We start from the raw sequence: 23,150 nt of genomic DNA on the forward strand, positions 1-23,150 counted from the left end.
TGCGGGGAGGGGGGTGGCAAGCCCCGACGGGCCTGTCAGCCGAGGGCTGACTCGATCCGGTCAGGTGCGGGGTACCCGGAAAGGCTCCGGGCCCAACGTGCGTACGGACAATCCGCACGTCACATCGGGCCCGGGAACCGGAATCGCGACTCCAGCGGCTCCCCGAGCGGCTCAGAGCGTCTTGCCCGTGGCCGGGCCGACGATCAGCTCGTCACCGAAACGGTCCACCCGGACCGTGTCGCCGTCCTTGATCTCGCCGGACAGGATCTCCCTGGCGAGCCGGTCGCCGATCGAGGTCTGCACCAGACGGCGCAGCGGCCGCGCGCCGTACGCCGGGTCCAGGCCTTCCTCGGCCAGCCACTGCAGCGCCTCGGGCGTGACCTCCAGGGCGAGCCGCCGTTCGGCGAGCCGACGGCCCAGCGCGTCGATCTGGAGCTTCGCGATCCGCTCCAGCTCGGCCTTGGAGAGCGCGGAGAAGACGACCAGGTCGTCCAGACGGTTGAGGAACTCCGGCTTGAAGGAGGACCGGACCACCTCCAGGACCTGCTCCTTCTTCTCCGCCTCGCCGGTCAGCGGGTCGACCAGGTACTGGCTGCCCAGGTTGGACGTCAGCACCAGGATGGTGTTGCGGAAGTCCACCGTGCGGCCCTGGCCGTCGGTGAGGCGGCCGTCGTCGAGCACCTGGAGCAGGATGTCGAAGACCTCCGGGTGCGCCTTCTCCACCTCGTCGAGCAGCACCACGCTGTACGGCCGGCGCCGCACCGCCTCGGTGAGCTGGCCGCCCTCCTCGTAGCCGACGTAGCCGGGGGGCGCGCCGACCAGACGGGCCACGCTGTGCTTCTCGCCGTACTCCGACATGTCGATGCGGACCATCGCCCGCTCGTCGTCGAAGAGGAAGTCCGCGAGCGCCTTGGCCAGCTCGGTCTTGCCGACGCCGGTCGGGCCGAGGAACAGGAAGGAGCCGGTGGGCCGGTCCGGGTCGGACACCCCCGCCCGCGAGCGCCGCACCGCGTCGGAGACGGCGCGCACGGCCTCGGTCTGCCCGATCAGCCGCCTGCCGATCTCGTCCTCCATGCGCAGCAGCTTCTGCGTCTCGCCCTCCATCAGGCGGCCGGCCGGGATGCCGGTCCAGGAGGCGACGACGTCGGCGATGTCGTCGGCGCCGACCTCCTCCTTGACCATGGTGTCCTTCGCGACCTCTTCCTCGGCCTCGGAGGCGGCCTCCAGGTCGCGCTCGACGGCCGGGATCTCGCCGTAGAGCAGCTTGGAGGCGGTGTCGAAGTCGCCGTCGCGCTGAGCGCGTTCGGCCTGGCCGCGCAGTTCGTCCAGCTTCTCCTTGAGCTCACCGACCCGGTTGAGGGACTGCTTCTCCTTCTCCCAGCGGGCGGTGAGGCCGCGCAGCTCCTCCTCCTTGTCGGCGAGGTCGCGGCGCAGCTTCTCCAGGCGCTCCTTGGATGCCTGGTCCGTCTCCTTGCTCAGCGCCAGCTCCTCCATGCGCAGCCGGTCCACGGCGCGCTGGAGCTCGTCGATCTCGACGGGCGAGGAGTCGATCTCCATGCGCAGCCGGGAGGCGGCCTCGTCGACCAGGTCGATGGCCTTGTCGGGGAGGAAGCGGGAGGTGATGTACCGGTCGGAGAGGGTGGCCGCGGCGACCAGGGCGCTGTCGGCGATCTGCACCTTGTGGTGCGCCTCGTAGCGGCCCTTGAGGCCGCGCAGGATCGCGATGGAGTCCTCCACGGACGGCTCGGCGACCAGCACCTGCTGGAAGCGCCGCTCCAGCGCCGGGTCCTTCTCGATCCGCTCGCGGTACTCGTCCAGGGTGGTGGCGCCGACCATGCGCAGCTCGCCGCGGGCGAGCATCGGCTTCAGCATGTTGCCGGCGTCCATGGCGGAGTCGCCGCCAGCGCCCGCGCCCACGACGGTGTGCAGCTCGTCGATGAAGGTGATGATCTGCCCGTCGGAGTCCTTGATCTCCGCGAGCACGGTCTTCAGCCGCTCCTCGAACTCGCCGCGGTACTTGGCGCCCGCGACCATCGCGCCCAGGTCGAGCGCGACCAGCCGCTTGTTCTTCAGCGACTCGGGCACGTCGCCCTTGACGATCCGCTGGGCGAGCCCTTCGACGACGGCGGTCTTGCCGACGCCCGGCTCACCGATCAGCACGGGGTTGTTCTTGGTACGGCGGCTCAGCACCTGCACCACCCGCCGGATCTCCTGGTCCCGTCCGATGACGGGGTCCAGCCTGCCCTCGCGGGCGGCGGCGGTCAGGTCGGTGCCGAACTTCTCGAGGGCCTTGTACTGGCCCTCCGGGTCGGGAGTGGTCACCCGGCGCGCTCCCCTCGCCTTCTGGAAGGCCTCCTGCAGCTTGTCCGCGGTGGCGCCCTGCCGGGACAGTACCTCCCCGGCGGCCCCGCCCTTGGCGGCGATGCCGATCAGCAGGTGCTCGGTGGACAGGTACTCGTCGCCGAGGTCCTTCGCGCGGGACTGGGCGTCCGCGACGACGGCGAGCAGCTCACGGTTGGGCTGGGGCGGCGCCACCGTCGATCCGGTGACGCTGGGCAGCCCGGCGAGGACACGCTCGGCCCCGGCGCGTACGGCGGCCTGGTCGGCGTCGACCGCGGCGAGCAGGTCCGTGATGTTCTCGTTCTCCTGCCCGGCGAGCAGGGCGAGCAGCAGGTGCGCGGGGGTGAGGTCGGGGTGTCCCTCGGTCACGGCCCGGTTGCCGGCGGCGGCCAGTGCGTCCCGGCTCCGGTTGGTCAGCTCGGCGTCCACGTGTCCGTTCTCCTCCTTGTGCCCTTCGTGACCCTCTGCGTGTGCGTGGCTGACTCCGCCAACGTCCACAAACTTGAGTCTATTCCACTCAAGGTGATACCCGCGAGGGCCTCAGGGCTAAGTTCCGGGTCATGACCCTCACGTATTCGGTGGATCCGGGCGATCCGGACGCCTCGTACCTCAGCTTCTGGCGCGAGCGGCACCTGTGCACGCTGACCACGCTCCGTCCGGACGGCACCCCGCACCTGGTACCCGTCGGCGTCACCTACGACCCCGGGCAGCGGCTCGCCCGGGTGATCACCAACCGGACCAGTGCGAAGGCCCGCCATGTGCGGGCGGCGGGGGACGAGGGCGCGCCCGTCGCGGTCTGCCAGGTGGACGGCAGGCGGTGGGCGACGCTGGAGGGGCGCGCGCGGGTGCGCACGGAGGCGGAGCGCGTCGAGGACGCGGTGCGCAGGTACGCGGAGCGGTACGGGCGGATGCCGGGTCCCAACCCGGACCGGGTCGTCATCGAGATCGCGCTCACGCGGGCGATGGGGCGCGGCTGAGGAGCGCTGCCGCGGGCGGCCAGGAGGCGCGCTGCCGCGGGCGGCCAGGAGGCGCGCTGGAAGGCGCCTCGATTCGCACGGGAAGCGATGGCTTCCGGCCATCACCCGATCCGGGCGATACCCGGAAATGTCCCCGGAAACTGCAGCGGCGTCACCGTGTTCAGGTCACGGTGACGCCGCTGCGGGGGGAAGCACCTGCGCGATCTTTTACGACGGGGGAATCGCGTCAGGCACTGCGGGGGGTGGCCGAGATGGTCCGCGGGGCCGGGGAGTCGGACTCCACCTGCCGGTGGTCCCGCTGGTCCAGGTTCACAAAGATCATGCCGTACCGGATGGCACACCGGACGGGCTTCGGCGCCCCCCTGGGCCGGCGCAGGCACCGGTACGCCCGTACGTCGCCGTCCTCCTCGCGGGTGACGACCACGGGCTCACCGAAGACGGTCACCATCAACGAGTCACCGCTGTGGGGGATGGCGGTGACCAGGTCGATGAAGTGCCATCCCGACCGGTAGGCGGTCGCCATCTCGCGCCGGAAGGAACGGTCGTCGGGTGGTGTGGTCATCATCAATCCCAGGTGCTGTCGGCCGGGAAGGCCAGCGGCTCTTGGTCGACGGCCAGGGAAGACAGAGCGCTGCCCACATGGTGTGCGTCGCTCTCCGCGTCGGAGAGGCCGGCCAGGGTGCCGAAGGCCACAACGGCGGAGAAGGCGGCGACAAGCACCGAGCGAAGCATTCTCTTACGCATAGTCGGCTTCGTCCTCACTTGAAGGTCCCCTCTTCCCCCGTCAGATAAGACGATGGCTCATTCAGGCACGTCATGGCCACACAATCGGTGCATCATGTTCCTGCACGTTCAGGACCCTGGGGGGTGGAGATTTGGCTAAAAATGGGACTAAGGCGACACATCCCCATTCCGTGACCGAGTTGTGCCCGGAGGGGAGCCGCCTCTACGCGGACGCTCTCCGTGCCGGACGCATCTCACGTACGGACGCCGAGCCCGCCCCCTGCCTGATGGAACTCGCCCTCCTCCACCCCGACCCCGACGACCCCACGCGGCTGCGGCCCGTACCGCCGTCGGTGGCCCTGGCACAGCGGCTCAACCCCATCGAACGCGAGATCACCGAGCAGCGGCGCATGTCCATCATGCTCGCCGAGGCCTTCGAACCGTTCATGGACATCACCACACAGGAGACCAGCCCCACCCACTCCATCACGGTGCTGGAGGGCCTCGACCGCATCAACTCCGCCCTCGACCTGGCGATCTCCCAGTGCCACTCCGAGATGCTGACGGTGCAGCCGAGTGCCCACCGCCGCCCCGAGAACCGCCTGCTGGAGGCACTGGAGAGGGACAGACCGCTGATCGAGCGCGGAGTACGCATACGGACCCTCTATCAGCACACCGCTCGCTTCAGTCCCGACCGGCTGGCCTACATCGACCACTTCACCGACGGCAAGGTGGAGTACCGCACCATCGACGAGCTCGTCGAGCGGCTCATCATCTGCGACGAGAGCGTCGCCTTCATCCCCATCCGGGAAGACCGCCAAGTGGCGTTGGAGCTCCGGCACCCGGGGCTGGTGCGCTACCTGATCAAGGTCTTCGAGTTCATGTGGAGCCGGGCCGTTCCGCTGACCGCCGGTGCCCCCTACGAGACCGCACCCGACGGCATCACCGAGATCCAGCACTCCATCGCCAAGTTGCTCGTGGAAGGTCACGTGGACGAAGCGATCGCCCGTCGCCTCGGCATGAACGTCCGCACCTGCCGGGCGCACATAGCGAAGCTGGCCACCGCTCTCGGCAGCGGCAGCCGCGCCCAACTGGGTTATCTCATCGCCCAGTCCGGAATCCTCGACGAGGACGGCATCCCCCGGTGACCGGCGCGCCGCACACGGAGCACGGAGCGGACGAACTGTGCCCGGCGGGGACCGGGCTGTACGAGCGGGCGCTGCGCGAAGGCCGGCTGAACGCCGACGAGGCCCGGACGGCTCCCTGCGCGGTCGACCTCGGTCTGCTGCGGCCCGCCGTGGACGACCTGGACGCCCTGGAGCCGCTGCCGCCGGCGGTCGCCCTCCAACGGCTGCTGCGCCTCTCCGGAGAGCGCATCGCGGTGGAGCGGCGCCGGGAGGAGTGGCTGACCGAAACCTTCCACGCGCTCATGCGCACCGGTGACGGGCCCGACGAGGTGGCCGGCACGCCCACACTCTCCCTGCTCAGCGGCCTGGACCGGATCAACGGCGCCATCGCGCAGGCACTCGCGGAAGGCTCGAGCGAAGTCCTCTGCATCCAGCCGCCCAACAACTACCAGACGTCCGAGTACGCGAGAACGGCCCAGGCCGCGGCCATGGTCCGCGACCAGCAGTTCCTCGACCGCGGCGGCAAGATCCGCGTGATCTACCCGCACACCCAGCGGCACATCCCCCTGGTCGTCGCCCGGTACGAGCAGTTGAGGGGTGACGCCCAGGCCCGCACCCTGGACGAGGTGACCCGCCGCATGATCATCGTCGACCGGGCGGTCGCTTTCATTCCCGGTGACAAGGAGGGGCACTCCGACATCGCGCTGGAGATCCGGCACCCGGCGGTCGTCGACTACCTGGTGAACATGTTCGACCGCTTCTGGCGCCTCGCCACCCCCATGCATCCCCAGACCGTCCAGCCGCCCTCCCTGGGCGGTGTCACCGCCCGGCAGAGGGCCATCGCGCGGCTTCTGGTCGAGGGGCACACCGACGCCGTCATCGCCGACCGGCTGGGCATGAACGTCCGCACCGCACGCGTCCACATCGCCAAGCTCGCCGCGACGCTGGGCAGTCAGAGCCGTGCCCAACTCGGCTACCTCATCGGGCAGTCCGGGATTCTCGACCGGACAGAGTGACCGCGGGGCCGCGGGGTTTGTCCAGCCCCGCCTGCGCGATCCGCACCCCCAGCTGCGTCCTGCTCACCGCCCCCAGCGTCTCGGAGAGGCGGGCGATGTGGGCCCGGCAGGTGCGGACGCTGATGCCGAGGCGTTCCGCGATCACCGCGTCCTGGTGGCCCTCCGCGAGGAGCGCGGCGATGGACTGCTCGCGGTGCGAGATGCCCTCGATGCCGGTGTCCGGGAGCGGGGCGGTCAGCGGGATGGCGAGCCGCCACAGCCGCTCGAAGACCGTGCCCAGGTACTCCACCAGCGCCGGGTGGCGCAGCTCCAGCGCCATCGTGCGCTCGGCGTTGGCGGGGATGAAGGCGACCGTGCGGTCGAAGAGGATGAGCCGCTCCACGACCTCGTCCAGCGTGCGCGCCTCCACCGCGTCGCCCATCAGCTCCAGATAGCTGAGCAGCCCGTGCCCGTGCCGGGCGACATGGGTGTAGAGGTCCCGCATCCGCACGCCCCGCCCGCGCAGCGCCATCGCCCGGTGCAGGCCCTCGGACAGTTCGGCCTCGCGCCGGATGCCGCCGGGCTGCACGGTGAGCACCTCGCTGGTGCAGGCCTGCGTCGCCTCGTCCATCGCGGCCTGGATCCGGGCCAGTCCGTCCAGCACACGGATCGCCGGGCCCTCCGCCGACGCCCCCGGGGCCGGCACCTGGCGGCCGAGACCGGCGTACCACTCGAAGGCGGCGACCGCCGAGCCGACCCGGCGCTGACTGGCACTCACCTCGTCGTACATGCCGCGCAGCAGCCGGGTCATGACCTCCTGCGGGGAGGTGGGGACCAGCCAGTCCATGTCGTCCGGGTCGGGGTGCAGCAGGGCCAGCTCCAGCAGGCAGGGCACCCGCTCGGCCTCCCGGCGCGGCAGCCGTCCGCGCCGTACGGCCCGGGAGTACACGCGGTCCCCGGCCTCGCACAGTCGGTCAGCACCGTGCGGATGCTCGTCCGCCCCGTGCCCGGCCATCGCCCATCCCACCCCCGGTTCAGCGTCCTTCCGCAGCCGCAACTATGCGCGGCCGGAACCTGCTGTGCAACACGGGGCGGACCACCGCGCCGGCCTCCAGGACCGGCCGGTGGCCGAATTCGTACGGGGCCTACTTGAGGTTGATCTCCGCGCACGCGTCCTTGAACTCGGCGGTGCAGATGTCGGACACCTGGAAGAAGCCGTCGGCGATGACGGTGTCCTCGATGTTGTCCTGGGTGAGCGCGACCACCGGCACCAGCTGCGCCGGAATGTCCTGGTCGGTGGGGCTGTCGACGCGGTCCCGGGTGAGCGCGTCGAACTGGATGTCCCGGCCCTGGACCCGCGCCACGGCCATCTCGGCGGCGTTCTCGGCCTCTTCCGGGTAGGACTTGTAGACGCTCATGTACTGCTCGCCGGTCACGATCCGCTGCACCGCGGAGAGTTCGGCGTCCTGGCCGGTGATGGGCGGCAGCTTGGTCTCGCCGGCGGCGCGCAGCGCCTTGACGATGCCGCCCGCCATGCCGTCGTTGGCGGAGTAGACCGCCTCGATGTTGTCCAGGCCGATCTCGTCGATCGCCTCGGCCATGTTCTTCTCGGCGTTCTTGGGGTCCCAGTCCTTGGTGTCGAAGGACTTGGCGATGGTGACCTTGCCCTTGAGCTCGGACAGCGCGCCGGCCTTGAACTGCTTGGCGTTGGGGTCGGTGGACGAGCCGTTCATCATCACGATCTTGTCGGTGATGCTCAGGTCACCGCCGAGCGCCTCCAGCAGGGAGCGCCCCTGCACCTCGCCCACGAGGGCGTTGTCGAAGGAGATGTACGCGTCGATCGGGCCCTCGGCGAGCCGGTCGTAGGCGATGACCGGGATGCCGGCGTCCTTGGCCTTGGCGACGCTCTCCGCGATGCCGTGCGCGTCCACCGCGTCCAGCACGATGACGTCGACCTTGTTCTCGATCATGCGCTGCATCTGGCCGGCCTGCTTGTCCGCGTCCGCCTCGGCGTTGGCGTACTCGACCTTGCCCTTGTTGTCGGTGAGCGACTCCACCTTCTTCTTGAAGATGGGGTAGTCGAACTGCTCGTAGCGCGTGTTGGCCTTCTCCGGGAGGAGCAGGCCCACCGTGATGTCGTCACCCTTGGCGGGGCTCGCGTCGTCGCTGCTGCCCGTCGCGTCGAGCATGCCGCAGCCGGCGAGCGTGACGGACATGGAGACGGCGGCCACGGATATGGCGATACGACGCATGCGAGGGCTCACTTCAGGTGCGTTTTGGACGTGGGCACAGCTTTGCGGCCCATGTGACTGAAAAGACAACGCTTCGGCGTCCATCGAGTCAAGAGGCAGCCACTTAACGAGATGAACACGACACGGAGCGCTGAACTCGTGAAAGTCTCGCGGACACGCCGCGGGGATCACCTGGACACGCAGGCATACCATAGCCACAGGTGTGGTCGTACATAAGCCAAGGGGCCCGTGGGTTCTGCGAACCCACGGGCCCTTCCCGGCGTCGCGCGCGGTCAGTCGGACTGCTGCTGGCGCTTGGGGCGCCAGACCACCAGCGCGCTGGTCTGCTGCACCTCCTGATAAGGCACCAGGTCACGGCGGTACGAGGCGTGCACGGCGGCCTCGCGCTGCCGCATGGCCGCCGCCGCGCCGTCGAGCGCGTCCTCCAGTTCGGCCACACGGGCCTGGAGGGCGGCGACCTGGTTCTCCAGTTCGATGATGCGCTTGATTCCGGCCAGGTTGATGCCCTCGTCCTGCGACAACTGCTGCACCTGACGGAGCAGTTCGATGTCACGGGCCGAGTAACGCCGGCCCCGGCCCGCCGTACGGTCCGGCGACACGAGCCCCAGACGGTCGTACTGACGCAGCGTCTGCGGGTGCAGGCCGGAGAGCTGGGCCGCCACCGAGATGACGTAGACCGGGGTGTCCTGGGTCAGTTCGTACGGGTTGCGTCGACGGCCGTCCATCGCATCAAGCTCCCTTCGCGGCCTGGAACAGCTCCGCCCGCGGATCCTGGTCCGCGGTCGCCTCGCGATACGCCTCCAGGGCGTCACGAGCCTTCCCCGTCAGGTCCTTGGGAACACTCACCTCGACGGTGACCAGCAGATCGCCGCGCGTGCCGTCCTTGCGGACCGCTCCCTTGCCGCGCGCCCGCAGGGTGCGCCCGTTGGGTGTGCCCGGCGGCAGCTTCAGCGTCACCGGCGGACCGCCCAGCGTCGGGACCCGGATCTCGCCCCCGAGGGCCGCCTCGGGATACGTCACCGGCACCGTGACCGTCAGGTTGTCGTCCTTGCGGCCGAACACCGGGTGGGCGCCGACGTGCACGACGACGTACAGGTCGCCCGCGGGGCCGCCCCGCTCACCGGGCGCGCCCTTGCCGCGCAGCCGGATCCGCTGGCCGTCGCTGACCCCCGCGGGGATGCGCACCTGCATCGTCCGCGAGGACTTGGCCCGGCCGCTGCCCTTGCAGACCTCGCAGGGCTCCTCCGCGATCAGACCGCGGCCCTTGCAGTCCGGGCAGGGGTCGGTCAGCGAGAAGCCGCCGCCGGAGCCCCGCGCCACCTGGCCGGTGCCGACGCAGGTCGGGCACACACGCGGCGTGCCGTTCTTGTCGCCGGTGCCCGAACAGGCCTTGCAGGGCGACTGCGACGACATCCGCAGCGGGACCGTCGCGCCCTCGATCGCCTCGGTGAAGCTGAGCGTCACCTCGGACTCGATGTCCTGGCCCCGGCGCGGCTGGGTGCGCGTGCCGGCGCCCGGGCCGCCCCGGTTGAACAGGCCCCCGAAGACGTCACCGAGCCCGCCGCCGAAGCCGCCCTGGCCGCCGGCCTGACCCCCGAAGAGGTCACCCAGGTCGAAGTTGAACGAGCCGCCGCCCGCGCCCGGCCCCGGACGGAAACCGCCGTTGCCGAACAGCGCGCGCGCCTCGTCGTACTCCTTGCGCTTCTTGGGGTCGCCGAGGACGTCGTTCGCCTCGGAGATCTCCTTGAACCGCTCCTCCGCCTTGGCGTTCCCCTTGTTGGCGTCCGGGTGGAACTCGCGGGCGAGCTTCCGGTACGCCTTCTTGATCTCGGCCTCGGTGGCGTCCTTGGGGACGCCGAGGACCTTGTAGTAGTCCTTCTCGATGAAGTCCTTGGTGCTCATCCCCGACGTCCCTCCTTCCCTGCGTCAGCTCTTACGTCAGCCCTCCTCCGGGCCACCGCTCTCCTTGTTCTCCGCGTCGGCCTGCGCCTCGGTGCTCTCCTCGGCCGGCTTCACCGTCTGCGCGCCGGGCTGCGGCTCGGCGACGGCCACCCGCGCGGGGCGGATGGTGCGCTCGCCGATGCGGTACCCCGGCTGGAGAATCGCCACGCACGTCGTCTCGGTGACGTCCGGCGCGTAGGAGTGCATCAGGGCCTCGTGGATCGTCGGGTCGAAGGGCTCGCCCTCCTTGCCGAACTGCTGGAGGCCCAGCTTGGCCGCCGTGGTCTCCAGCGACTCCGCGACCGACTTGAAGCCGCCGACCAGCTCGCCGTGCTCCCGCGCGCGGCCGATGTCGTCCAGCACCGGGAGCAGTTCGGTCAGGAGATTCGCCACGGCGGTCTCCTTCACGGCTGCCCGGTCCCGCTCGACACGGCGGCGGTAGTTCTGGAACTCCGCCTGGAGGCGCTGGAGATCCGCGGTGCGCTCGTTCAGCGCGGTGCGGGTCTGGTCCAGCTGGGCCACCAGAGCGGCGTTCTGCTCGGTGTCCCCGGCCGGGGCCGCCTCTTCCTCGGGGGAGGGAGCGGCGGCCTGCGGCTCGGCGTCGTCGGACGGTGCGCCGGAAGGGACATCGGGCTGCTGCTCGTCGAAGCCCGGGGTCTCTTCCGTCACGCCGCACCGTCCTTGCGGTCCTCGTCGACGATCTCGGCGTCGACGACGTCGTCGTCGGCCTTGGCCTCACCGGCGCCGTCGGAGGCGCCGCCCGCGGCCTGCGCGCCCTGGGCGTCGGCGTACATCGCCTGGCCCAGCTTCTGCGAGACGGCGGCGACCTTCTCGGTGGCCGTGCGGATCTCGGCGGTGTCCTCGCCCTTGAGCTTCTCCTTCAGCTCGGCGACGGCGGCCTCGACCTCGGTCTTGATCTCGCCGGGCACCTTGTCCGCGTTGTCCGTGAGGAACTTCTCGGTCTGGTAGACGAGCTGCTCGCCCTGGTTGCGGGTCTCGGCGGCCTCGCGGCGGGCGTGGTCCTCCTCCGCGTACTTCTCGGCCTCCTGGCGCATCCGCTCGACCTCGTCCTTCGGGAGCGACGAACCGCCGGTGACGGTCATCTTCTGCTCCTTGCCGGTGCCGAGGTCCTTCGCCGTGACGTGCATGATGCCGTTGGCGTCGATGTCGAAGGAGACCTCGATCTGCGGGACGCCACGCGGCGCCGGCGGCAGACCGGTCAGCTCGAACATGCCGAGCTTCTTGTTGTACGCGGCGATCTCGCGCTCGCCCTGGTAGACCTGGATCTGCACCGACGGCTGGTTGTCCTCGGCCGTGGTGAAGATCTCGGAGCGCTTGGTCGGGATCGTGGTGTTGCGCTCGATCAGCTTGGTCATGATGCCGCCCTTGGTCTCGATGCCGAGGGACAGCGGGGTGACGTCGAGCAGGAGGACGTCCTTGACCTCGCCCTTGAGGACACCGGCCTGGAGCGCGGCGCCGATGGAGACGACCTCGTCCGGGTTGACGCCCTTGTTGGCCTCCTTGCCGCCGGTGAGGTCCTTGACCAGCTCGGCGACGGCGGGCATACGGGTCGAACCGCCGACCAGGACGACGTGGTCGATCTCGCTGACGGAGATGCCGGCGTCCTTGATCACGTTGTTGAACGGGGTCTTGCAGCGCTCGAGCAGGTCCGCGGTCAGCTGCTGGAACTGGGCGCGGGTCAGCTTCTCGTCGAGGTGCAGGGGGCCCTCGGCGGAGGCCGTGATGTAGGGGAGGTTGATCGAGGTCTCGGTGGACGAGGACAGCTCGATCTTCGCCTTCTCGGCGGCCTCGCGCAGACGCTGGAGCGCCATCTTGTCCTTGGCCAGGTCCACGCCGTGACCGGCCTGGAACTGCTTGACCAGGTAGTCGACGATGCGCTGGTCCCAGTCGTCACCACCGAGGTTGTTGTCACCGTTGGTGGCCTTCACCTCGACGACACCGTCGCCGATCTCCAGGAGGGAGACGTCGAAGGTACCGCCACCGAGGTCGAAGACGAGGATCGTCTGGTCGTCCTTGTCGAGGCCGTACGCCAGGGCGGCGGCCGTCGGCTCGTTGACGATGCGCAGCACGTTCAGACCGGCGATCTCGCCGGCCTCCTTGGTCGCCTGGCGCTCGGCGTCGTTGAAGTACGCCGGGACGGTGATGACCGCGTCGGTCACCTTCTCGCCCAGGTACGCCTCGGCGTCCCGCTTCAGCTTCTGCAGCACGAAGGCGCTGATCTGCTGCGGGTTGAAGTCCTTGCCGTCCAGGTTGATCTTCCAGTCGGTGCCCATGTGGCGCTTGACCGACCGGATGGTCCTGTCGACGTTGGTCACGGCCTGGCGCTTGGCCACCTCGCCGACCAGCACCTCACCGTTCTTGGCGAAGGCGACGACGGAAGGCGTGGTCCTGGCGCCCTCGGCGTTGGTGATGACGGTGGGCTCGCCGCCCTCCAGAACGCTGACGACGGAGTTAGTCGTGCCCAGGTCGATGCCGACCGCACGTGCCATTTCGATTCCTCCAGCTGACTTGAGTGGAACAGACTCAAGCATGCATGACGGCCGCCGCCGGGTCAACAGAGCTGAGTCGAGCCGACTCAACTCTTATCCGCTCCTTACACGCAACCGTTCGCTGACCTGCGACGACGCACTGGCGACACGTTGACGCGGACGGAAAACAGGGGTGACGGGACGCCGCACCAGCATCAGGACGAGCACCGCGGAGGCCGCCGCGACCCACCCCACCGCACCGGGGGCCAGCCTGCCGGTGTGCACGCACACCGCGACAACCGCCGCTGCCGCGGACCCGGCGCCCAGCAGCACCGGCACCGCGCGGGGAGCGAGACCCAGCCGCCGCAGCCGGTGCCCGAAGTGGTCCGGCCGCCCGCGGGTCACCGCACGGCGGTCGAGCAGCCGCCCGAGTACCACCAGAACGGCGTCCGCACACCCGAGGGCCGTCAGCGCGTACAGCACGGCGGCCCCGGCGCCGATTCCCTGCCCGGCCCGTACGAACACCGCCGACGCGGCCAGCACGAACCCCGTGAACAGCGCGCCGCCGGATCCGAGGCCCGCCTGCGCGGGGAACCAGTTGTGCAGCAGGAAGCCGGCGAGCGCGGCGGCCAGCACGCCCAGCAGCGCGGCCGGCCCGTCCATCAGCTCCGCCGTGGCACAGGCGGCGAGCCCGAACGCGCCCACCGCGCCGGCCGTCCCGGCCAGCCCGTCGGCGTGGTCCAGCCCCCGGAAGGCGACGGTCGCGACCACGATCCACCCGACCGCCGCGACCCCGGCGGCCACGCCGGTCTCCTCGTACGGCACGACGAAGCCCGCGGCGACCGCCGTACCGGCCGGCGTGACCCACCACCGCAGCCGCCGGAGGTCGGCGGCCAGCCCGAGCAGGGCGACACAGCCGGCGGCCACCACCACCCGGCCGACCCCGGCGCCGAGGGGCACCAGGCCTGTGGCGTCGGCGGCCGCCGCGACCAGGGCGGTGGCCAGCGCGACCGCCGTTCCCCCGGACAGCGGCAGGGGCCGGCGCCGCCTGCGGTCGGTGATCCCGAGACGCAGGGCGGGGACCCGCAGCACTCCGGTGAGGAAGGCGGAGAGCAGCAGTGCGGTGGCGGCGGCGGCGATCCCGTAGAGCACGGATATAAGTTAGGGGCGTATGGCACGATTTGGCGTGAATAACACGATCGGATCCCGGACGCCATCCGGGACTCCGCCCGAGTCACCGTCCGGGACACCGTCCGGGGCGCCCCTCGAGGCGCCCTCCATAGGCAACCCTCAGCGATTCAGATCACCCCGCGCCCGGCTACAGTGCGGCCTGAGATGGGGGTAGTCTCAGACGGACTACATAAGTTACCGCTTAGTAATCTCGGGGAAGCCGTGGTGGAGCCCCCGGCGAAGTCCCCACATCCCTCCTGAAACCCTCGCAGGCCCGAGGAGCCCCCATGCAACTCGCCGCGATCATCGTGTCGCTGGTCCTGACCGTGGTCGGCGTTGCGCTGCTCGCACGCGCGATCGGCCAGTTCGTCCGGTACTTCAAGCTGGGCCAGCCCGTCCCGGCCGGCACCCGGACCGACAACCCCTACCAGCGCAGTGTGACCCTGGTGCGGGAGTTCCTCGGCCACACCCGCATGAACAGGTGGGGCATCGTCGGCGTCGCCCACTGGTTCGTCGCCGTCGGCTTCCTGACCCTGCCGCCGACCCTCGCCCAGGCCTTCGGCCAGCTCTTCCAGGCCGACTGGGTGCTGCCGGTCATCGGCGACTTCCTGCCGTTCGAGATGTACACCGAGTTCATCGGTGTCATGACGGTCCTGGGCATCGCGGTGCTGATCGTGATCCGCCTGCTCAGCCTGCCGGGCCGGCCCGGCCGCAAGTCCCGCTTCACCGGCTCCAAGGCCGGCCAGGCGTACTTCGTCGAGTACGTGATCCTCACCATCGGCCTCGCCATCTACGTGCTGCGCGGCCTCGAGGGCGCCCTGCACCACGTCGACAGCTACGACGCGTCGTACTTCGCCTCGTACCCGCTGGTCCAGGCCTTCGACGGGCTGTCCGTCGGGACGCTCCAGAACCTGGTCTACCTGACCGCCATGATCAAGATCGGGACGTCGTTCATCTGGATGATCGTCGTCTCGCTCAACACCAACATGGGCGTCGCCTGGCACCGCTTCCTCGCCTTCCCGAACATCTGGTTCAAGCGCGAGGCCACCGGCGGGACCGCCCTGGGCGCCCTCCAGCCGATGACCTCCGGCGGCAAGCCGATCGACTTCACCGACCCCGGTGACGACGACGTCTTCGGCGTCTCCCAGGTCGAGCAGTTCTCCTGGAAGGGCCTGCTGGACTTCTCCACCTGCACCGAGTGCGGCCGCTGCCAGTCGCAGTGCCCCGCCTGGAACACCGGCAAGCCGCTCTCCCCCAAGCTGCTGATCATGTCGCTGCGCGACCACGCGCACGCCAAGGCCCCCTACCTGCTGGCCGGCGGCGGCAAGACCATGGAGGGCGAGGAGAAGGCGTCCGAGGAGCAGCTGGCCGGCGTGCCCGCCGCCGCGCTCGCCGAGGCCGAGCGGCCGCTGATCGGCACCGCCGAGGAGAACGGCGTCATCGACCCGGACGTCCTGTGGTCCTGCACCACCTGCGGCGCCTGCGTCGAGCAGTGCCCCGTCGACATCGAGCACGTCGACCACATCGTCGACATGCGCCGCTACCAGGTGATGATCGAGTCCGCGTTCCCGTCCGAGGCGGGCACGATGCTCAAGAACCTGGAGAAGAAGGGCAACCCCTGGGGCCTGGCCAAGAAGCAGCGCCTCGAATGGCTCAAGGAGGTCGACTTCGAGGTCCCGGTCGTCGGCAAGGACATCGAGGACCTGACCGAGGTCGAGTACCTGTACTGGGTCGGCTGCGCCGGCGCCCTGGAGGACCGCGCCAAGAAGACCACCAAGGCCTTCGCGGAGCTGCTGCACATCGCGGGCGTCAAGTTCGCGATCATGGGCGGCGACGAGAAGTGCACCGGTGACTCCGCCCGCCGCCTCGGCAACGAGCCCCTGTTCCAGGAGCTCGGCATGGAGAACGTCATGGCGCTCAACATGGCGTTCGGCGAGGAGATGGACGACGACGGCAAGGTGACGCCGGAGTCGGCGAAGCCCCGGTCGGCGAAGAAGATCGTCGCCACCTGCCCGCACTGCCTCAACACGATCGGCAACGAGTACCCGCAGCTCGGCGGCGACTACGAGGTCATCCACCACACGCAGCTGCTCCAGCACCTGGTGGACGAGGGCAAGCTGATCCCGGTCACCCCGGTCGAGGGCCTCATCACCTACCACGACCCGTGCTACCTGGGCCGCCACAACAAGATCTACACGCCCCCGCGCGAGATCATCGGCAAGGTCCCGGGCCTGCGCAACGAGGAGATGCACCGCCACAAGGAGCGCGGCTTCTGCTGCGGCGCCGGCGGCGCCCGGATGTGGATGGAGGAGCGGATCGGCAAGCGCATCAACAACGAGCGCGTCGACGAGGCCCTCTCCCTGAACCCGGACATCATCTCCACCGCCTGCCCGTTCTGCCTGGTCATGCTGACCGACTCGGTCAACGGCAAGAAGAACGACGGCAAGGCCAAGGAGTCGACGCAGGTCGTCGACGTCGCCCAGCTGCTGCTGGAGTCGGTCAAGACCCCGATCGACCCGGCGGGCGAGGAGGAGACGGAGCCGGCTCCCGAGCCGGAGCCGGTGAAGTAACGCCTGGCGCGGAAGGGGCCGTCCTGAGGGGCGGCCCCTTCGGCGTACTCCGCTGCGACGGTGGCTGTCGGGCCGCCGTGGCGGTGGGTGTCCGGCCGTCGTGGCGGTGGGTGTCCGGCCGCCGTGGCGGTGCGTGTCCGGCCGCCGTGGCGGTGCCCGACGGGCCGCCCTGAGTACGGATCGGGGTACTCCCCTTAGGGGATGTCACAGCTCGGCAGCAATGCCCTGCCGCGTGGCCGGGCCCCGGCACACGGCCGTCCGGGACCAGGTACTTTCAGGGACGTGGCTGGATTCAGGATCGGACGCGGACGGAACAACGACGGCGCCCCCCAGGGGCGACCGCCCCACCCCCCGCACGGGCGGCAGGCACCGCCGTCGTACGGCTACCCGCCGGCGCCGCAGCCGCCGACCTACGGACAGGGCACGGGCGGCGGAAGCCCCTGGCCGCAGCCGCACGCCGGTCACGGCGGACCGGGCGGCTACGGCGGCCCCGGCGGTCACGGTGGGCACGGCGAGCCGGAGTACTTCGGCGACGGCGGCTACCCCGCCGCACCGCACGGCGCCCCGCACGACCCGTACGCGGCCAACAACCCCGGTCACACCCAGGCCTTCTCCATCGACGACCCGTACCACCAGGACGACGCCTACCAGGCGCCGCCGCCCGGCCCGGTCGGCCCCCGGCTGCACTGGAAGGACCTGCTGAAGGGCGTCGTCCTGTCGCCGCAGCAGACGTTCCTGCGGATGCGCGACTACACGATGTGGGGCCCCGCCCTCATCGTCACCTTCCTCTACGGTCTGCTCGCCGTCTTCGGCTTCGACGGCGCCCGCGAGGACGCCATCAACGCGACGCTGTCCAACGCGATCCCGATCGTGCTGACGACGGCCGTGGCGATGGTGATCAGCGCGTTCGTCCTCGGTGTGGTCACCCACACGCTGGCCCGCCAGCTCGGCGGCAACGGCGCCTGGCAGCCCACGGTCGGCCTGTCCATGCTGATCATGTCCCTCAGCGACGCCCCGCGCCTGGTCTTCGCCATGTTCGCGGGCGGCGACGCGATGTTCGTGCAGCTGCTCGGCTGGGCCACCTGGGTGGCGGGCGGCGCGCTCCTCACCCTGATGGTGAGCCGCTCGCACGACCTGCCCTGGCCGAAGGCGCTCGGGGCGTCGTCCATCCAGCTGATCGCGCTGCTGTCGATCGTGAAGCTCGGCACGTTCTAGACCTGCCGGCCCCTGGACCTCCCGGTCCGGCCCGGTCCGGCTCCTTGACCTGCCCGATCAGGCCCCCGGTGTGCACGTCACGCCGGGGGCCCACCCCTGCCGTTCCGTGATCACCTGCTGCTACTGTCGCCCTGCTCGCGCAGGACGAGCGGCGACATCGTGAAACGCCCCCCTGCGCAGCGCCCTGGGGAGGGACCTCACACGTGAATCGTCCGCTGGACAAGCGGGCCGTGCGCCGTCGGCGTGCGCTCGGCCGTATCGCTCTCACCGTCACGCTCGCCGTGACCGCCGGCATCGGCGCCGCCACGGGAACGGCCACCGCGGCCGGCACCACCACGGCCGCCGGCACCACCACGGCGTCCGCCGAACCCGTCGTCATCAGCCCCGGCGCCCGCTTCGTGCCCCGCGCCACCGTCGTCCTGAACACCGGCGAGACCGGCTTCCTGACCGCGCAGGAGGGCGACGACCGCCTCCGCTGGATCGACTACACCACCGGCGCCACGACCGTCCTCGACCACCGGCTGCCGAAGCCTTTCACCTACGACGTGGACGACCTCCGCATCTCCGGCCACCCCGGGGAATTCGGCCACGGCTCCGACACCGTCGCCATTCACGCGACGTCCCCGTCCCCGCACGTGACGCTCCAGCAGCGGGCAGGCGACGGACCGACGGTCACGGTCCCGATCCCGGAGGGCCAGTCGTACGTCGCGACGTACGGCGACACCGTCGTCACCCGCACCGGCCCCGAGAACGCGGAAACGAATCTGCATCTGCTGCGCCTGGAGAACGGCGAGGTGCGGGACCAGAAGCTGGAAGGCCTGCCGGAAGGCTGGAACCTCAGCGTCGGCAGCGGCGACTCCCGGTCCGTGGCCGTCCGCGGCATCAAGTGGGAGGACACCACCATGTCCCAGGGGTGGTGGGTCGTCGACCTCGCCACCGGCACGGTGAAGACCCTCTCCCCGCACGGCGAGAGCGTCACCTTCGACCAGGACACCGTCTTCCACCTCGGCGCCCCGGAGTCCTACGCCGCCCAGGTGTACCGCCGCGACGACCTGGAGGCGGAGCCGACCACCCTCGACCTGCGTGACGTCGGCGCCTACGGCGACACGATCCTGCCCTTCGCCGGCGGCTTCGCCACCGTGACCCCGCCCAACCCCGGCGACAACGAGTACCGCGGCAACCACCTCGCCCTGGAGGACACCGACGGCCACTGGCAGTCCCTGCTGACCGTCGCCTCCCCCTCGCTGCACCGCACGCCCGACGGCTCCCTGCTGGTGACCGGCGCCGAGAACGACACCGACGACGGCCCGCTCGACTGGGGCTACTACCTCCTCACGCCCGCCGCCGACGGCAGCGTCACCCGCAGGCGCGTCGCGGACATCGAGGACCGGGAGGCCCAGCCGTACGGCATCTCGCTGGGCAGCGGCATCCTCACCACCGCCGACGACTCCAAGCTCTACATGCCGGGCACCTACGTCGGCGCCTACCGCAGCACCTGGCTGACCACCTCCGGCCGCCCCGAGGAGCTGAACTCGACCGTCGACGGCCTCGTCAGCGGCCGCGACAGCGACTGCGGCGACAGCGAGAACGGCTACTGCGTGACCATGTTCGCCTCCGGCGACGGGCACCACGGTCGCGAGGCCGCCACCGAGCAGGACGTCACCATGCTCCACCGCAACGGCGACCCCGCCTGGGGCCCGCGGGTGACCTCCGGACTCGGCAGCCCCGAACTCGTCGACCTGTCCGGCCGGTACGGCGTGGTGAATCAGGCCTGGGGCGGCTCGCAGGCCGTCCTGCGCTTCGAGGACGGCGACACCGGCAGCGTCCTCGAGAAGCGGGACATCGTCGCGTCGGCGGTCTGGGGCAACACCCTGTGGAGCGCCACCGGCAGCTGGGACGACCCCGGCCAGGACCTCCCGACCACGGTGACGGCGAAGAACCTGTCGACGGGCGCCGCCGGCGAGACCTTCGACGCCGGCTGCGTCCCCCGCGAACTCCAGGCCGTGGGGCGCTGGGTGTACTGGCAGTGCGACGACTCCTGGCCCAACTACCGGGGCGGCGGCGTCTACGACCGGCAGGCCAAGCGCTCCCTGAAGCTCGGCACCGACAAGGCGCTCCTCGGCGACGGCTACCTGGTCCGCCAGTCGGACACGACCGGCCTGACCCTCGTCGACCTGCACGGCGGCCTCCAGGCCGGCGCCACCGAGGCGGACCTGCCCCGGCGCGTGCTCGTCACCGCCGCCGAGCTGGGCGACCGGACCGTGCCCCGGGCCGGCTGGACCGTGGACCGCTTCGGCGGCCACGTCGCCTACGTCGGCGCCGACCGCCGGGTGCGGATCGTCCCGTCGGGCGTCCCGGCCTCCGCGATCGCCGTCATCGACGCGGAGACGTCGTCCACCCTGGCCGTCAAGGCCGGGGAGACCTGGACGTCGCGCTGGTGGCTGTCGAAGCCCGCCGCCTCCTGGACGCTGACCCTGAGGAACAAGGCGAGCGGCACGACCGTGCGCACCCTGACCGGCGGCGAGGTGCGCGGCTTCCTGTCGGCCTCCTGGGACGGCAAGGACGCGGCCGGGCGGTACGTCCCGAACGGCCGCTACACCTGGACCCTGACCGCGAAGCCCGCCGACGGCGCCGGCGCCGACCTGTCCGTCTCCGGGACCGTGCCGGTCACCGGCGGCGCCGCCGTGTGGCGGGACCTGGCGGGCGACGACGGCTTCGGCGACCTGCTGGCGACGGACTCCGCCGGGGTCGTGTGGATGTACCGGGGCAACGGCACCGGCGGGGTGACCTCCCGCACCGCCGGGACCGCCGGGGCGTTCCCCGCCGGCACGGTGCTCGTGCCCGTCGGCGACGTGGACGGCGACCGGTGCGCCGACGTGCTGGTCCGGGTGGGCAACGAGCTGCGCGCCTACCGCCCCGGCTGCGGCAAGGTCGTCGGCGCCACCTCGCCGTACACGGTGATCGGCCTGGGCTGGGGCCAGTACGACCAGCTGACGTCGCCGGGCGACCTGAACGGCGACGGCCGCGTCGACCTGATCGCCCGCCAGAGGACCACCGGCGACATCTACTTCTACGCGGGCACGGCGGACCACCACCTCAAGGCCCGGGTGAAGATCCAGACGAACTGGAAGCTGTACAAGTGGATCACCGGCGCAGGTGACCTGAACGGCGACGGCCGCGGCGACCTGCTCGGCCAGGATTCCGCCGGCGTCCTGTGGCGGTACTACGGCACCGCCGCCGGCAGCGTGACCAGGCGGGAGCGGGTCGGCGGCGGCTGGAACGCCTACTCCGCCCTCGTCGGCACCGGCGACCTCTCCGGCGACGGCCGCACCGACCTGCTGGCCCGCGACACCGCCGGGAAGCTGTGGCGGTACGCGTCCACCGGCGCCGGCTCGTACAGCAGCCGGGTGCTGGTCGGCTCGGGCGGGTGGAACACGTTCAAGGGCCTGTACTGACCCGAGGGCGGTGAGACGGGTGGACGGGGGCGGCCCCCGGCGTGACGTTCCGGCGTCCGGGCCGGGGGCCGCCCTCAGGCGTCGAGCACCTGCCCGTCCCGGCGTACGACGGGCGGTTGAACACTCCACGGGAAGTTGATCCACTCGTCGGTCCGCCGCCACACGTACTCGCACTTCACCAGCGACTGCGTCTTCTCGTAGATGACGGCGCTGCGCACCTCGGCGACGGCGTCGAGGCAGAAGTCGCGGACCAGCTTGAGGGTCTTGCCGGTGTCGGCGACGTCGTCGGCGATCAGCACCTTCTTGTCGGTGAAGTCGATCGCGTTGGGGACGGGCGCGAGCATGACCGGCATCTCGAGGGTGGTCCCGACGCCGGTGTAGAACTCGACGTTGACCAGGTGGATGTTCTTGCAGTCGAGCGCGTACGCGAGCCCTCCCGCGACGAAGACCCCGCCGCGGGCGATGCTGAGCACCACGTCGGGCTGATACCCGTCGTCGGCGATCGTCTGCGCGAGCTCGCGCACGGCGACGCCGAACTGCTCGTAGCTGAGGTTCTCCCGCATGCCGCTCACACCTGCGTCCGGTGGAAGTTCAGGTAGGACCGCGAGGCCGTGGGCCCGCGCTGCCCCTGGTAGCGGGAGCCGTACCGCTCACTGCCGTACGGGTGCTCGGCCGGCGAGCTGAGCCGGAACATGCAGAGCTGTCCGATCTTCATACCGGGCCACAGCTTGATGGGGAGCGTGGCGAGGTTGCTCAGCTCCAGCGTCACGTGCCCGGAGAACCCGGGGTCGATGAACCCGGCGGTGGAGTGGGTCACCAGCCCGAGCCGCCCCAGCGAGCTCTTGCCCTCCAGCCGCGAGGCGAGGTCGTCGGGCAGCGTGATGACCTCGTACGTGCTGGCCAGCACGAACTCGCCCGGATGCAGGATGAACGGCTCGTCCCCCTCCGGCTCCACGAGCCGGGTGAGGTCCACCTGCTCCACGGAGGGGTCGATGTGGGGGTAGCGGTGGTTCTCGAACACCCGGAAGTAGCGGTCGAGACGTACGTCGATGCTGGACGGCTGCACCATGGATGCGTCGTAGGGATCGATCCGCACCCGCCCGGCGTCGATCTCGGCCCGGATGTCCTTGTCTGAGAGAAGCACGCCCCGAGAATACGCAAGGCGCGTGCGGCGACCGAATCCGGCCGCCGCACGCGCCTGTGCCCTCTGTCTGCGGTTTCCCGCCGCTTCCTTGCCGCTGTCTTGCTGATGCCTTGCCGCTGGCTTGCCGCTTGCCTGCTCGGCGGCTGCCCGCGTGCGTGTTTTCCGTTACCGCTTCTGCAAGGTCACCGGCACGACGCTGCGAAGCCGCGCACAGCGCGGACACCGCAGCAGCCGGCCGGGGCCGAGGCGCTCGGCCTGCTGCATCGGGAACGAGGCGGCGGTGAATACGTGCCCATCGGCACAGCGGACGACGGTGCGCTCCATCAAGTCCAAGAGTCCCTTCCCCAAGAGCCGCGTCTGGCTTGCTGCCCTGACGACAAAAGCCACGTTACGGGATGAATGGAACGACCCTCCAGGCGGCACCCCGGACGCCCGCCGACGGCCACACGGTACGCCCCGCCGCATGCCCGCCGCAGCCGCTTCCACACCATGAAACACCGTCAGGCCCCCGGGTCTTGGACACCGGGGGCCTGCGATGAGGTAGAGTGAGCGAGCGTCCGGATCACTCCCGGTGGGGAGGGTTTGGATCTTGCGCGGGTGTAGTTTAATGGTAGAACATCAGCTTCCCAAGCTGAGAGCGCGAGTTCGATTCTCGTCACCCGCTCCACGAAGAAGGCCCAGGTCGGAGACCTGGGCCCTTTTGTTGTGCGCTGTGATCAGTAGCCGCGTGCCGGATTCGCGCCAGAAACACT

The 23,150-nt window shown here is 70.5% G+C and carries 18 protein-coding genes and 1 tRNA gene; 7 read left to right on the forward strand and 12 right to left on the reverse strand.

Annotated elements, in window-relative coordinates; genetic code table 11:
* Positions 1 to 171 precede the first annotated feature (171 nt).
* Complete coding sequence (gene clpB / locus ACFOSY_RS32185; protein WP_394313818.1) at positions 172 to 2,769, reverse strand: ATP-dependent chaperone ClpB; 2,598 nt, start codon at positions 2,767 to 2,769, stop codon at positions 172 to 174.
* A gap of 131 nt (positions 2,770 to 2,900) precedes the next feature.
* On the opposite strand from clpB, the gene ACFOSY_RS32190 reads away from it, so the two are divergent.
* Positions 2,901 to 3,317, forward strand: a complete 417-nt coding sequence (locus ACFOSY_RS32190) for a pyridoxamine 5'-phosphate oxidase family protein (protein WP_394313820.1) — start codon at positions 2,901 to 2,903, stop codon at positions 3,315 to 3,317.
* A 226-nt stretch (positions 3,318 to 3,543) separates the two neighbouring features.
* Here the strand turns inward: ACFOSY_RS32190 and ACFOSY_RS32195 are convergent, their stop codons facing one another.
* Positions 3,544 to 3,879, reverse strand: coding sequence for a Rieske (2Fe-2S) protein (locus ACFOSY_RS32195; protein ID WP_006134649.1), 336 nt, complete (start codon positions 3,877 to 3,879; stop codon positions 3,544 to 3,546).
* 2 nt (positions 3,880 to 3,881) lie between these two features.
* Positions 3,882 to 4,037, reverse strand: coding sequence for a hypothetical protein (locus tag ACFOSY_RS32200; protein ID WP_394313822.1), 156 nt, complete (start codon positions 4,035 to 4,037; stop codon positions 3,882 to 3,884).
* A gap of 155 nt (positions 4,038 to 4,192) precedes the next feature.
* Between ACFOSY_RS32200 and ACFOSY_RS32205 the strand changes: the two genes are divergently transcribed.
* Both ACFOSY_RS32205 and ACFOSY_RS32210 read left to right on the forward strand, forming a co-directional pair.
* Positions 4,193 to 5,188 (forward strand): helix-turn-helix transcriptional regulator, encoded by a 996-nt coding sequence (locus tag ACFOSY_RS32205; RefSeq protein WP_394313825.1) that lies wholly within the window; start codon positions 4,193 to 4,195, stop codon positions 5,186 to 5,188.
* Positions 5,185 to 6,183 (forward strand): helix-turn-helix transcriptional regulator, encoded by a 999-nt coding sequence (locus tag ACFOSY_RS32210; protein WP_394313826.1) that lies wholly within the window; start codon positions 5,185 to 5,187, stop codon positions 6,181 to 6,183. The genes ACFOSY_RS32205 and ACFOSY_RS32210 overlap by 4 nt, the downstream gene beginning before the upstream one ends.
* Here the strand turns inward: ACFOSY_RS32210 and ACFOSY_RS32215 are convergent.
* The 7 genes from ACFOSY_RS32215 to ACFOSY_RS32245 all read right to left on the reverse strand — a co-directional run bounded on the left by ACFOSY_RS32215 (position 6,146) and on the right by ACFOSY_RS32245 (position 13,996).
* Positions 6,146 to 7,177 carry a helix-turn-helix transcriptional regulator gene (locus ACFOSY_RS32215; RefSeq protein ID WP_394313828.1) on the reverse strand — a complete coding sequence of 344 codons (1,032 nt, stop codon included), beginning with the start codon at positions 7,175 to 7,177 and terminating at the stop codon, positions 6,146 to 6,148. The two genes, ACFOSY_RS32210 and ACFOSY_RS32215, sit on opposite strands and share 38 nt — an antisense overlap.
* Positions 7,178 to 7,307: 130 nt before the next feature.
* Positions 7,308 to 8,414, reverse strand: coding sequence for a sugar ABC transporter substrate-binding protein (locus ACFOSY_RS32220; protein ID WP_394313831.1), 1,107 nt, complete (start codon positions 8,412 to 8,414; stop codon positions 7,308 to 7,310).
* Positions 8,415 to 8,686: 272 nt separating this feature from the next.
* Positions 8,687 to 9,139 carry a heat shock protein transcriptional repressor HspR gene (locus tag ACFOSY_RS32225; protein WP_006134641.1) on the reverse strand — a complete coding sequence of 151 codons (453 nt, stop codon included), beginning with the start codon at positions 9,137 to 9,139 and terminating at the stop codon, positions 8,687 to 8,689.
* Positions 9,140 to 9,143: 4 nt separating this feature from the next.
* Complete coding sequence (dnaJ, locus tag ACFOSY_RS32230) at positions 9,144 to 10,316, reverse strand: molecular chaperone DnaJ (protein ID WP_006134639.1); 1,173 nt, start codon at positions 10,314 to 10,316, stop codon at positions 9,144 to 9,146.
* 36 nt (positions 10,317 to 10,352) lie between these two features.
* Positions 10,353 to 11,024 (reverse strand): nucleotide exchange factor GrpE, encoded by a 672-nt coding sequence (gene grpE, locus ACFOSY_RS32235; RefSeq protein ID WP_394313835.1) that lies wholly within the window; start codon positions 11,022 to 11,024, stop codon positions 10,353 to 10,355.
* On the reverse strand, positions 11,021 to 12,865 hold the full coding sequence (dnaK, locus tag ACFOSY_RS32240) for a molecular chaperone DnaK (RefSeq protein WP_394313838.1): 1,845 nt from the start codon (positions 12,863 to 12,865) through the stop codon (positions 11,021 to 11,023). Before dnaK ends, grpE begins: the two co-directional genes overlap by 4 nt.
* 93 nt (positions 12,866 to 12,958) lie before the next feature.
* The gene (locus ACFOSY_RS32245) at positions 12,959 to 13,996 is read right to left on the reverse strand and encodes an undecaprenyl/decaprenyl-phosphate alpha-N-acetylglucosaminyl 1-phosphate transferase (RefSeq protein ID WP_394313840.1); all 1,038 of its coding nucleotides are present in this window, start codon (positions 13,994 to 13,996) and stop codon (positions 12,959 to 12,961) included.
* Between the two features lie 305 nt (positions 13,997 to 14,301).
* Between ACFOSY_RS32245 and ACFOSY_RS32250 the strand changes: the two genes are divergently transcribed.
* From ACFOSY_RS32250 to ACFOSY_RS32260, 3 genes are all read left to right on the forward strand, one after another.
* Entirely contained in the window at positions 14,302 to 16,584 is a 2,283-nt protein-coding gene (locus tag ACFOSY_RS32250) for a (Fe-S)-binding protein (protein ID WP_394313842.1), read from the forward strand.
* 201 nt (positions 16,585 to 16,785) lie between these two features.
* Positions 16,786 to 17,799 carry a Yip1 family protein gene (locus tag ACFOSY_RS32255; protein ID WP_394313844.1) on the forward strand — a complete coding sequence of 338 codons (1,014 nt, stop codon included), beginning with the start codon at positions 16,786 to 16,788 and terminating at the stop codon, positions 17,797 to 17,799.
* A 203-nt stretch (positions 17,800 to 18,002) separates the two neighbouring features.
* Positions 18,003 to 21,254, forward strand: coding sequence for an FG-GAP-like repeat-containing protein (locus ACFOSY_RS32260; protein ID WP_394313846.1), 3,252 nt, complete (start codon positions 18,003 to 18,005; stop codon positions 21,252 to 21,254).
* A gap of 74 nt (positions 21,255 to 21,328) precedes the next feature.
* Here ACFOSY_RS32260 and ACFOSY_RS32265 read toward each other — a convergent pair whose 3' ends face one another.
* Both ACFOSY_RS32265 and dcd read right to left on the reverse strand, forming a co-directional pair.
* A complete protein-coding gene (locus tag ACFOSY_RS32265; protein WP_394313848.1) occupies positions 21,329 to 21,826 on the reverse strand; it encodes a phosphoribosyltransferase in 498 nt (165 codons plus the stop codon).
* Positions 21,823 to 22,398 carry a dCTP deaminase gene (gene dcd / locus ACFOSY_RS32270; RefSeq protein WP_394313851.1) on the reverse strand — a complete coding sequence of 192 codons (576 nt, stop codon included), beginning with the start codon at positions 22,396 to 22,398 and terminating at the stop codon, positions 21,823 to 21,825. Before dcd ends, ACFOSY_RS32265 begins: the two co-directional genes overlap by 4 nt.
* 593 nt (positions 22,399 to 22,991) lie before the next feature.
* On the opposite strand from dcd, the gene ACFOSY_RS32275 reads away from it, so the two are divergent.
* Positions 22,992 to 23,065: transfer RNA gene (locus ACFOSY_RS32275), tRNA-Gly, on the forward strand.
* Positions 23,066 to 23,150 lie beyond the last annotated feature (85 nt).

It is taken from the genome of Streptomyces lusitanus, from assembly GCF_042647945.1.
In the GTDB taxonomy this organism is placed as follows: Bacteria; Actinomycetota; Actinomycetes; order Streptomycetales; family Streptomycetaceae; genus Streptomyces; species Streptomyces pseudogriseolus.